General features: G+C 69.4%; 10 protein-coding genes. All 10 read left to right on the top strand.

From position 1 onward, the window contains the following. Positions 1-10 precede the first annotated feature (10 nt). Positions 11-478: a hypothetical protein gene (locus C8C93_RS10940; RefSeq protein ID WP_008906167.1), complete on the top strand. Its 468-nt coding sequence runs from the start codon at positions 11-13 to the stop codon at positions 476-478. After that, positions 475-843, top strand: a complete 369-nt coding sequence (locus C8C93_RS10935) for a DUF2149 domain-containing protein (RefSeq protein WP_121506914.1) — start codon at positions 475-477, stop codon at positions 841-843. Before C8C93_RS10940 ends, C8C93_RS10935 begins: the two co-directional genes overlap by 4 nt. Beyond that, positions 840-5,021 (top strand): cobaltochelatase subunit CobN, encoded by a 4,182-nt coding sequence (cobN, locus tag C8C93_RS10930; RefSeq protein ID WP_121506913.1) that lies wholly within the window; start codon positions 840-842, stop codon positions 5,019-5,021. The genes C8C93_RS10935 and cobN overlap by 4 nt, the downstream gene beginning before the upstream one ends. A gap of 29 nt (positions 5,022-5,050) precedes the next feature. Next, on the top strand, positions 5,051-5,620 hold the full coding sequence (cobO, locus tag C8C93_RS10925; RefSeq protein ID WP_121508745.1) for a cob(I)yrinic acid a,c-diamide adenosyltransferase: 570 nt from the start codon (positions 5,051-5,053) through the stop codon (positions 5,618-5,620). Between the two features lie 58 nt (positions 5,621-5,678). Next, positions 5,679-6,635: an adenosylcobinamide-phosphate synthase CbiB gene (cbiB, locus tag C8C93_RS10920; protein WP_121506912.1), complete on the top strand. Its 957-nt coding sequence runs from the start codon at positions 5,679-5,681 to the stop codon at positions 6,633-6,635. After that, positions 6,632-7,702: an aminotransferase class I/II-fold pyridoxal phosphate-dependent enzyme gene (locus C8C93_RS10915; RefSeq protein WP_121506911.1), complete on the top strand. Its 1,071-nt coding sequence runs from the start codon at positions 6,632-6,634 to the stop codon at positions 7,700-7,702. The genes cbiB and C8C93_RS10915 overlap by 4 nt, the downstream gene beginning before the upstream one ends. Further along, positions 7,699-8,493, top strand: coding sequence for a HipA family kinase (locus C8C93_RS10910; protein ID WP_121506910.1), 795 nt, complete (start codon positions 7,699-7,701; stop codon positions 8,491-8,493). The genes C8C93_RS10915 and C8C93_RS10910 overlap by 4 nt, the downstream gene beginning before the upstream one ends. Next, the gene (locus C8C93_RS10905; protein WP_121506909.1) at positions 8,480-8,872 is read left to right on the top strand and encodes a DUF3037 domain-containing protein; all 393 of its coding nucleotides are present in this window, start codon (positions 8,480-8,482) and stop codon (positions 8,870-8,872) included. The genes C8C93_RS10910 and C8C93_RS10905 overlap by 14 nt, the downstream gene beginning before the upstream one ends. 35 nt (positions 8,873-8,907) lie before the next feature. Further along, positions 8,908-10,389, top strand: a complete 1,482-nt coding sequence (locus C8C93_RS10900) for a cobyric acid synthase (RefSeq protein ID WP_121506908.1) — start codon at positions 8,908-8,910, stop codon at positions 10,387-10,389. A gap of 63 nt (positions 10,390-10,452) precedes the next feature. Further along, a complete protein-coding gene (cobT, locus tag C8C93_RS10895; RefSeq protein WP_121506907.1) occupies positions 10,453-11,523 on the top strand; it encodes a nicotinate-nucleotide--dimethylbenzimidazole phosphoribosyltransferase in 1,071 nt (356 codons plus the stop codon). Positions 11,524-11,528: the final 5 nt, after the last annotated feature.

Raw genomic sequence — 11,528 nt, 5'->3', positions numbered from 1 at the left:
AAGTGCAAGCATGAACATCGAATCGGGCTTTTCGCAGGTTGCGCAGTCGTTGCTGTGGCCGGTGTTGGTGCTGGTGGGGCTGGCGTTTGTCTACGCGCTGTGGTCGGGCGGCGCCACGCTCATGGAGGCGTGGCAACGCTGGCGCCAGCCGCAGTACCGCTCGCTGCGCGTGGCGCCGGGCCTGTCGATGGAAGAGCTGGAGCTGCAACTGGTGCGCCAGGTGGAGCCCGTGCGCCTGCTCAGCCGCCTGTCGCCCATGCTGGGGCTGATCGCCACGATGATCCCGCTCGGCCCCGCGCTGCAGAGCGTGGCCGCGGGCAACGGCCAGCAGGCGCTGGCGGTGTTCAGCGGCGCCTTTGCGGGCGTGGTGCTGGCGCTGGCGGCTGCGTCGGTGGGCCTGGTGGTGTACTCGGTGCGCCGCCGCTGGCTGCTGGCCGAGCTGCTGGTGGTGCGCAAGGAGCGCGGGGTGGCGCAATGACGCTGAAGCACTTGAGCGTCCTGGCTGAGGATGACGACGACCCGATGCTGTCCGCCGTGAATCTGGTGGACGTGTTCCTGGTGCTGGTGGTGGCGCTGCTGACGGCCGTGGCCGTGCAGACCCAGACCAGCGCCCATGAGAGCGTCACCATCATCCGCAACCCCGGCCAGCCCAACATGGAAGTGGTGGTGCGCGAGCAGGGCAAGGAAGTGCGCTTCAAGGGCGTTGGCAGCGCAGCGCAAGGGCAGGGCGTGCGTGCGGGCGTTGCTTACAAGCTCGAAGACGGCAACATCGTCTATATCCCCGAAACCGGTGTGGCGCCTGCAGACGCGGGCGCTGGCGCGGCCGACCCCGCCAAGCCATGAAGGCGCTGATTCTGCGCACGGCACTGTGGTGCCTGCTGCTGGCTGCGCCGCTGGTGCAGGCCGCGCAGTCTGCGCCCGTGTTGCTCTGGCTCACCTCCGACATCACCACCGCCCCACGCACGGCCATGGTGCAACGCCTGGCTGGCGAGGCGGGTCTGGGCTTTGTGCATATCGACTACCCGTTGGGTGGCCCAGCGGTGCTGGACGCGGCACAGGCCCAGAAGCTGGAGCGCGCGCTGGCGGGCGCTGCGCTGGTGTGGGTGGATGCGCCACATGCCAGCGTGGAGGCACGCTTGCGCCGCATGGCGGGGGCGCAGCTCGATGCGCGTGCGGTGCGCACCCCTGGCCGCGTGGTCTGGGTGCCTGCGGGCACCCCCGCCGCCGACCTGACCGCGCTCGATGCGTCCGGCCACATGGTGGCCTACCTGCAGGCCGGCGGCCCGCGCAACCTGAAGAGCGCCATCGCCCTGGCGCGTGCCACCGTGGCGGGTGCTGCCATGCCCGTCTTGCCCGCGCCCGACATCCTGCCCCCCCGGGGCATCTACCACCCCGACGCGCCCCGCCTGCTGCCCCATGCCGCCGCGCTGGAGGCCTGGCGCCAGGGCCAGCCCGCGCTGCGCGGCCTGCCCGCCGTGGCCGTGTTGGTGCACCGCCACCATTTTGTGGATGGCAGCACCGAATGGCTCGATGCTTGGCTGCACACCTTCCGCCAGGAGGGCCTGTTCGCCTATGCGGCCTTTGGCCAGCAGGTCACGGCGCAGACCCTGGCCGAGGTGCTGGAGCTGCCCACTGAGAGCGGCACCGGCCCGGGCCGCTTGCATGCCTCTGCCCTGGTGCTGCACCAGCTCGTGCCCCAGGCCGCTGCGCTGCAGCCGCTGTTGGCCCGCTGGGGCGTGCCGCTGCTTGGCACCCAGCCCTACCGCGCGGGCGATGCCGCCGCGTGGGAGGCCAGCGACACGGGCCTGTCGCTGTCTGATGTGCCGTTCTACCTGGCGCAGCCCGAAGCGGCCGGTGCCATCGACCCCATCCTGGTGGCAGCCCTCGGCGCCGAGGGCCGGGACTTTCGCCTCATAGAGCGCCAGGCTCAGGCCGTGGCGGCCAAGGCACGGCGCCTGATCGCGCTGCAGACCAAACCCGCCGCCGACAAGCGCCTGGTGGCCATGGTCTACAACTACCCGCCGGGTGGCACCAACTTCGGCGCCTCGTTCCTCAACGTGCCGCGCAGCCTGGAGCAGGTTTCGGGCGGCCTGGCCCAGGCGGGCTACCGCACGCAGCAGGTGCCCGAGCAGGGCTGGATCGATGGGCTCAAGCCGCTGCTGGCCGCCTACTACCCCGGCGCCGATGTGCGCGCGCTGCTGCAAAAAGGCCAGGCCGCCGCGCTGCCGCTGGCGCGCTACGAGCAGCACCTGGTCACCTTGCCGAAGGCCGCGCGCGAGCGCATGAACGCGCACTGGGGCACGCCCGAGAAGAGCCGCTACGTGGTCGATTGGCAGGGCGAAAAGGTGTTCGCCATCCCGCGCCTGCAGGTGGGACAGCTGGCCGTGCTGCCCCAGCCCCCGCGCGAGGAAACCCTGCGCCTGGGCCAGAACCCATTCATGCACAAATCCAAGGCGCCGCTGTCGCACCATTACCTGGCCGTGTACCTGTGGGCGCAGTTGGAGGCCGATGCGCTGATCCACTTTGGCACCCACGGCACGCAGGAGTGGGCCGGTGGCAAGGCGCGTGCGCTCGATGTGCACGACGACGCGCTGCTGCCCCTGGGCGATCTGCCTGTGGTCTACCCCTACATCGTGGACAACCTGGGCGAGGCACTCACGGCCAAGCGCCGGGGCCGCGCCGTGCTGGTGAGCCACCGCACGCCGGTGTTTGCCCCCGCGGGCTTTGAGGCGCGCATGGCCCACATGCACGAGGTGATGCACGAATGGGAAACCGTGGACGAAGGCCCCACGCGCCGCGCGCTCGAAAAGCAGCTGGTGGCGCAGTTTGTGGAGCACCAGTTGCACCGCGATCTGGGCTGGAGCGCCGCGCGCATCGCTGCCGACTTCCACGGCTTTCTTGAAATCCTGCACCCCTACCTGGACCAGCTCGCGCAAAGCTCGCAGCCCAAGGGCCTGGCCGTGTTTGGCCGTGTGCCCGCGCCCGAGCAGCGGCGCGAGACCATCCTGCAGGCGCTGCGCAAGCCGCTGATCGAGGCGCTGGGCGAAGACATCGACGAAGCCTTCCTCATCAAGCACGACGCCGTGCTGGCCGCGCGCCCTGCACGCTGGCTGGAAGTGGCGCTGACCGACGCGCAGGCCGCCAGCGTGCTGGACCTGCGCCCCGTGCTGCCTGACGCGCCGCCAGCACAAGACGGCTTGGTGCGCGCCGAAGACCATGTGCCCAACCGCGCCGCGCGCAAGCCCATCGACACGCCCGCGCTGCTGCAGCTGGCCCAGCGCGCGCAGGAGCTGGAGCGCCTCTTGGCCACCGAAGGCGAAATGCCCGGCCTGCTCGCAGGGCTGGAGGGCCGTTTCCTCACCGCTGCGTACGGTGGCGACCCCATCCGCAACCCCGAGAGCCTGCCCACGGGCCGCAACCTCACGGGGCTGGACCCGAGCCGCCTGCCCACGCGCCAGGCCTATGCCGTGGCTCAGACGCTGTTCAACGACTGGTTCAAGGACTTCCAAGCGCGCCATGGCGGCCAGGCGCCGCAGCGCATGGCGCTGTCGCTGTGGGCGGGCGAAACGCTGCGCCACCAGGGCATCATGGAAGCGCAGGCGCTCGTGGCGCTGGGCATGCGCCCGGTGTGGGACGACTCGGGTCGCCCGGCGCGGGTCGAGACCATTTCCGCCGATGAGCTGAAACGCCCGCGCGTCGATGTGCTCATGAGCATCACCGGCTCGTACCGCGACCAGTTTCCCGCGCTGATGGCGCTGCTCGACCGCGCGGTGGCCCAGGCCGCCACGGCCGAGCCCGGCAATGTGATTGCGCGCAATACCGAGCAGATCGGCCAGGAGCTGCGCAAACAAGGCGTGCCCCGCGCACAGGCTGAGCAACTGGCACGCGTGCGCTCGTTCGGCAATGCGGTGGGCGACTACGGCACCGGCCTGTCCGACGCGGTGCAAAGCGACGGCCTGCAAACCAACGATGCGCGCCTGGGCCAGATGTTCCTCGAGCGGATGAGCCAGCCTTATCTGGAGGGCGAGCCGGTGACGGGGGTTGCGGGCGGCACGGCGGCGAAGGCGCTGGGAGCGCACCTGCGCCGCACCGACGCAGCCATCCTGTCGCGCAGCTCGAACCTGTACGCTATGGTCAGCTCGGACGACCCGTTCCAGTACCTGGGTGGCCTGTCGGCCGCAGCCCGTGTGGCCGGCCGGCCGCAGGGGCTGGAGCTGCATGTGGCCCAGCTGCAGGATGTGAGTGAGCCCACCACCGAAACTGCACAGCGCGCCATTGCGCTGGAGATGCAGTCGCGCTACCTGCACCCGGGTTGGCTCCAGGCGCAGAAGGCCGAGGGCTATTCGGGCACGCTGCAAGTGCTCAAGGCCGTGCAGTTCGCCTGGGGCTGGCAGGCCGTGGCGCCCGACACGGTGCGCAGCGACCATTGGCAAAGCTTCTACGACGTGCTGGTGCGCGACAAGCACCAGCTGGGCCTGCCCGAGTGGCTGAAAGAACATCCACAGGCCTACGCCCAGTCGCTGGAGCGCCTGGTGCAGGCGCAGCGCCAGGGCTATTGGCAGGCCGATGCCGACACGCAAAAACAACTGGCACAGATGTACCAGGAACTGACGCGTGCCGCGCCGCTGGCGGCCGAACTGCCCAGCGTGCGCCGCTGGGTGGAGCGAGCGGCACGTGGTGAGTCCGTAGAGCTGACCCCGCCTTCTGGCATGGCCATTGCCGCGCCGCAGTCGCCAGCCCTGGCAGCGCCACAGCCTGCGCCCGCCGCCGCTGACCTGCCCGCGCCGCCCGCCCAGGCAGAAGCACCACCCTCCGCGCCCGCCGTGCCTACCATGGGCGTGTTGCTGGAGCGGCAGCCCGAGCCAGCCCCTTCTGACAGCGCCACCGAGCCCAGCCCCGTGGAGCGCATGGCGGGCATCGTGGCCCTGCTGGTCATGGCCCTGGTGGCGATGGCGGGCGCCGCGTGGCAGGCGCGCCGTCCGTCCTCGTTGTCTTCCCCGTTGCAACCGGCCGGCGTGTGATGCCTGGCCTCTCTGAAAGAATCGACACCATGCAGATCGAAACCCCGCCGACCGAAAAACGCTACGAAAAGCCCGAGGGCGAACGCCGGGGCCTCATCATCGTCAACACCGGCGACGGCAAGGGCAAAAGCACGGCCGCCTTTGGCCTGGCGCTGCGCGCCCATGGCCGGGGCAAGGCTGTGAAGATCTTCCAGTTCATGAAGGTGCCCACCGCGCGTTTTGGCGAGCACCGCATGTTCGAGCAGATTGGCCTGCCCATCGAGGGGCTGGGCGACGGCTTCAGCTGGAAGAGCAAAGACCTGGAGCACTCGGCCCAGCTCGCGCGCGACGGCTGGGAAAAGGCGCGCGCCGCCATCCTGTCGGGCGAGCATTTCCTGGTGGTGCTGGACGAGATCACCTACCCGCTGATCTACGGCTGGCTGCCGCTCGACGGCGTGTTGCAGACCCTGCGCGATCGCCCCAAGGACGTGCACGTGTGCCTCACCGGCCGCCGCTGCCCCCCCGAGATCATCGAGCTGGCCGACACCGTGACCGAGATGCAGCTGATCAAGCACGCGTTCAAGGCGGGTATTCCCGCGCAACGCGGCATCGAAGATTAGTGAGGCCGCCGTGTCCGACCACTGGCTTTTGTTGCTCACACCCGCCGGGGGCTGGCCCATGGTGGCGGTGTGGATCGGCGTGCCGCTGCTGGCGCTGGCGGTGGACTGGTGGCTGGGCGAGCCGCCCGCTGCCTGGCACCCGGTGGTCTGGATGGGGCGGGCGCTGCAGTGGTGGGGTGAGCGCCTGGCGCCCCGGATGCCAGTGGCCCGAGATTTCAAGCTATTTTGGCGCGCAGCGCTTGTCTGGTGTGCGCTGGCTGCTATTGTTTTTATACTCGGTTGGGCGGCGCAGAAGCTGGTGCTGATGCTGCACGGTTTTGTGGCGGCGGCGTTGCTGGCACTGCTGCTCAAGCCCCTGCTGGCCTGGCGCATGCTGCACGATGAAGTGCTGGCGGTGGAGGTGGCGCTAGGCCAATCGCTGCCCGCCGGGCGTGCGCAGCTGGCCCGGCTGGTGAGCCGGGATGTAAGCGCGCTCACCGCCGTACAAGTGCGCGAATCGGCCATCGAGTCGCTGGCCGAGAACCTCAACGACTCCGTGGTGGCGCCGTTGTTCTGGTTTGCGCTGCTGGGCCTGCCGGGCGCTGCGCTGTACCGCTTTGCCAATACGGCCGATGCCATGTGGGGTTACCCGGGCATGCGCGGCGGGCGGTACTGGCAATGGGCGGGCAAGTGGGCGGCGCGGGCGGACGACGTGCTGTCGTGGGTGCCTGCACGCATCACCGCCTTGTTGTTGGGGGTGGTCGCCAAGGGCCTGCCTTTTTCCACTCTGGCCCGCCAGGCGCGCAAGACGCCATCCCCCAACAGCGGCTGGCCCATGGCGGCCATGGCACTGGCGTTGAACGTGCGCCTGGCCAAGCCGGGTGTGTACACGCTGCACAGCAAGGGCCACCGGGCTGGGCCACTCGATACGCGTCGTGCCGCGCGCCTGGGCACGCAGGTGGTGCTGGCGATGGTGCCGGTGGCGGCCGCCCTTCAGCTGCTGGTCCTGGTTGCCTTTGCCTGGGTGCATGCATGACATTCCCAGGTCCTTTTTGCTTGCCTGTGCAATTGCACGGTGGGCCGGACGCTGCGGGCATCCCGGTGTTTGATTTTTCGACCAACAGCAACGCCTGCGGGCCATGCCCCGAGGCGCTGCACGCCGTGCAGGCGGCCGACGCCACGCGCTACCCCGACCCGGCCTACACGGCGCTGCGCGAGGCCCTGGGCGCCTTCCACGGCGTATCGCCAGGGCGCATCGTGCTGGCGGCCAGTGCCAGCGAGTTCATCCACCGCATCACCGCGCTGGCCGCACAGCAGGGCGCGGTGCAGGTGGCCGTGCCGCCACACAGCTATGGCGACTACGCCCAGGCCGCGCAGGTGCGCGGGCTGGAGGTGCTGCGGGGCGGCGGCGCCGCAGCGGGCCTGCAATGGGCGTGCGAGCCCTCCAGCCCTCTGGGTGTGGAGGATCCCTCGTTGCGCGGTTGGCGACAAAGCGATGCCGACGTTGCCTGGCGTGTGCTCGACTGCGCGTATGTCCCCCTGAGGTTGGACCCCGAGGGCGCATGGACCGGCGCACCGCAGCCGTACCTGCCATCGGCCTGCTGGCAGCTCTGGACCCCCAACAAGGCCCTGGGGCTGACGGGTGTACGTGCCGCCTATGCGATTGCGCCGCCAGACTGTGAAGAGCAGGCGCTGGGACTGACGGCCCTGGCGTCTTCCTGGCCCGTGGGTGCCCACGGCGTGGCACTGCTGCAGGCGTGGACGCAGGCCACCGTGCAGCAATGGCTGGTGCACAGCCTGCGCACCCTGCGCGACTGGAAGGCTCGCCAGCAGGCTCTGTGTATCGACCTGGGCTGGGCCTTGCACGCCGGCAGCCTGGCCAACTATTTCTGCGCGCAGCCCGCCACCAACACGTTGCAAAGCGATCTGGCCGCGCTGCGAGCCAGCGGCATCAAGCTGCGGGATGCGACGTCGTTCGGCCTCCACGGCACCGTGCGCCTGGGGGTGCTGGCGCCCGCGGCACAAGATGCGCTGCTGGCCGCATGGCAGGCGCTGCCGGGCCGTACCATCCCGCATTCCATCGGATCGAGGGAGACCTTGTGAGAACCATCACCGTCAATCGCTACGTCACGCCGCTGCGTGAAGGTGGCTCCATGCCCGCCATCGTCGAAGGCGACGACCTGGGCACCTACGTGCTCAAGTTCCGTGGCGCAGGGCAGGGCGTGCGCGCACTGCTGGCCGAGATCATTGCGGGCGGCATCGCCCGCGCGCTGGGCCTGCCCGTGCCCGAGATCGTGCTGGCCCAGCTTGACCCCGCCTTGGCGCAGACCGAGCCCGACCCCGAGATCCAGGACCTGGTGCGCGCCAGTGGTGGCCTGAACGTGGGGCTGGACTACCTCTCGGGCGCGCTCAACTTCGACCCGGCGGTGGATGTGGTGTCGGATGATTTCGCCTCGCGCCTCGTGTGGTTCGACGCCCTGGTGGGCAATGTGGACCGCACTGCGCGCAACACCAATCTACTCATGTGGCACCGCCAGCCCTGGCTCATCGACCATGGCGCGGCGCTGACCTTTCACCATGCGTGGAACGGCACGGTGGCCCTGCCCGCCAAACCTTTTGCGCCCATTGCCGACCATGTGCTGCTGGCCCGGGCCACGCTGCTCGCGCAGGTGGATGCCGAGCTGGCCGCGCGCCTCACGCCCGAGGTGGTGGCGGGCATCCTGGCCGAGGTGCCCGACGAGTTTTTGGTGCTGGCCGGTGCAGATCACGAAGAAGGCCTGCTGACCGCTGCCCCTACCCACCGCCAGGCCTATGTGGACTACTTCTGCGCCCGCCTGGCCGGGCGCGCCACCTGGGTGAATGCACTGAAGGAGGCCGCCGATGCACGTGCCTGAGGTGTATGACTACGCCATCGTGCGCGTTGTGCCGCGTGTGGAGCGCGAGGAATTCATCAACGCGGGCGTGATCCTGTCGTGCCAGCGCAGCGGCTTCCTGCGGGCCTCCATCGCGCTCGACGAGGCACGCCTGCTGGCCATTGACCCGCACGCCGACGTCGACACCGTGCGCCGCCACCTGTCCGCCATCGTCGCCATCTGCGCGGGCGACGAAGGCTGTGGCCCCATCGCCCGCCTGCCGTACCGCCAGCGCTTTCACTGGCTCACCGCCAAACGCAGCGCCATCATCCAGACCTCTCCCGTGCACACGGGCCGCTGCACCGATGCGGCCGCAGCACTTGAACACATCATGGACCGCATGGTCCGCCCACTGCCTTGACTGAAAACTCTGCTCCCCAATTGGCCCGTTGTGTGATGGTGCTGGGCACTACCAGCGGCGCGGGCAAAAGCTGGCTCACCACGGCGCTGTGCCGTTACTACAGCAACCTGGGCCTCAAGGTCGCGCCGTTCAAGGCGCAGAACATGAGCAACAACGCACGTGTGGTGCCTGGCCCTGCGGGTGTGATGGGTGAAATCGGCAGCGCCCAGTATTTCCAGGCCCTGGCTGCGCGTGCCGAGCCTGAGGTGCGCATGAACCCGCTGCTGCTCAAGCCCGAGGCCGACACGCACAGCCAGGTCGTGCTGATGGGGCAGGTGAGCGCCGAGCTGACCGCCATGCCCTGGCGCGGCCGCAGCGAAAAGGTGTGGCCGCAGATCGCGGCTGCGCTGGATGCACTGCGTGCCGAGAACGACGTGGTGGTGATCGAGGGCGCAGGTTCGCCCGCAGAGATCAACCTGCATGCCAGCGACATCGTCAACATGCGCGTGGCCCGCCATGCCGATGCGCGCTGCCTGCTGGTGACGGACATCGACCGGGGCGGCGCGTTCGCCCACCTGTACGGCACCTGGGCACTGCTGCCCGAGGACGAGCGCGCGCTGATCCATGGCTTTGTGCTCAACAAGTTTCGCGGTGATGCCAGCCTGCTGGCCCCTGCGCCGCAGATGCTGCAAGACCTGACCGGCGTGCCCACTGCGGCCACCATCCCCATGCAATGGCGCCACGGCCTGCCCGAGGAAGACGGCGTGTTCGATGACCGCACGTTGTCAGCGGGCGCGGTGCACACCACGGTGGCCGTGGTGGCCTACCCGCGCATCAGCAACCTCGACGAGTTCCAGCCGCTCAAGAACGTGCCCGGCGTGCGCCTGCTGTGGGCGCGCAGCCCGGCCGACCTGGGCGGGTTGAAGCCCACCGATTGGGTGGTGTTGCCCGGCTCCAAGGCCACCGCCTCCGACCTAGCCTGGCTGCGCGCGCAAGGGCTGGACCAGGCTGTTGCCCATCACGCGGAGCAGGGCGGCACGGTGCTGGGCGTGTGTGGCGGCCTGCAGATGCTGGGCGAGGCGCTGATTGACACCGCAGGCATCGACGGTAATGCGCCGGGCCTGGGCCTGCTGCCGCTGGTCACCACCTTCGAGGTTGCCAAGACCGTGCAACGCACCCAGGCGCATTTTGGTGCGGTGTTGGGGGCCTGGGCTGCGCTGGCGGGTGTGTCTGTCACGGGCTACGAAATCCACCACGGCCAGACCGCCCAGCACCCGGCCATGGCTGCCAAGGGCGATGTGGCGCGCGAGGTCATCCCCGGCATCGCCTGGCAGAACCCGGCAGGCAACGTGCTGGGTGTGTACCTGCATGGCTTGCTGGAAGACCCTGCTGCGCTGCAGGCCCTGTTTGGCCGTGTGGGTGCGGCGCCCGTGCCCACGCTCGATGCAATGTTTGAAGGGCTGGCCCGCATGGCGGACGCCAGCTTTGTGCCCGGTGCGCTGCGGGCGTTGATCGCCCCAGATCCGGCCACCGCCTGAGTGCTGTTGCCCACGGCCTTCAGCCCTTCCTGTTTCCTTTTTCATTCTGTTGTCTCACACACCATGCACTCCCTGGCCCAGTTCACCGTCCCCGCCATCGCCGATATTTCCGACGCTCCGTTGACCGCCCGTCTGCAGCACCTGCTCGACAACAAGACCAAACCGCTCGGTTCACTGGGTCGGCTGGAGTCGCTGGCCCTGCGCATCGGCCAGGTGCTGGGCACCGAGGCCCCCGCGCTGCTGCAGCCGCAAATGCTGGTGTGCGCGGGCGACCATGGCCTGGCGGCCAAGGGGGTGTCGGCCTTCCCCAGTGACGTGACCTGGCAGATGGTGGAGAACTTTCTGGCCGGTGGCGCTGCCGTGAGCGTGCTGGCTCGCCAACACGGCCTGGCCCTCACCGTGGTGGACTGCGGCGTGGCCAAGCCCATCGCGCCGCGCGATGCCGCCCCGGGCGCGCCCCAGTTGCTGCTGCGCAAGGTGGCGCCCGGCACGGCCGACGCGTCGGTCGGCCCAGCCATGACTGCGGAGCAATGCGCTCAAGCGATCACCAACGGTATAGAGGTGGTGCGCGTCGTGCCCGGCAATGTGCTGCTGCTCGGCGAGATGGGCATTGCCAACACCTCGGTCGCATCGCTGCTGCTGGCGCGCCTGGCGGGCCTGCCCCTGGCGGACGTTACGGGCGCTGGCACGGGCCTGGATGCTGCAGGCATCGAGCGCAAACGCGCCGTGTTGCAGCAGGCGCTGGACGCGAATGCCGAGGCCACCACGCCGCTGGCCGCATTGGCCGCGCTGGGCGGCTATGAGGTGGCCACGCTGGTGGGCGCTGTGTTGCAGGCAGCGCTTGAGCGGCGCGTGATTGTGGTGGATGGCTTTATCACCAGCGCTGCCGTGCTGGTAGCCAGCCGTCTGCAGCCTGCGGTGCTGCAGCGCTGCGTGTTTGCGCACCGCTCGGGCGAGCGCGGCCACAGCCTCATGCTGGCGCAAATGCAGGCCGAACCGCTGCTGGACCTGGGCCTGCGCCTGGGCGAGGGTTCGGGCGCTGCGTTGGCGTGGCCGCTGTTGCAGTCGTCCTGCGCGGTGCTGGCAGAAATGGCGAGCTTTGAATCGGCCGGTGTGGCCACGCAGACGGCTTGAACCTG

It is taken from the genome of Acidovorax sp. 93 (assembly GCF_003633835.1).
GTDB lineage: Bacteria > Pseudomonadota > Gammaproteobacteria > Burkholderiales > Burkholderiaceae_C > Acidovorax > Acidovorax facilis.
Note: the sequence above shows the minus strand (reverse complement) of the source record. Positions and strands in the feature narration are given on the sequence as shown.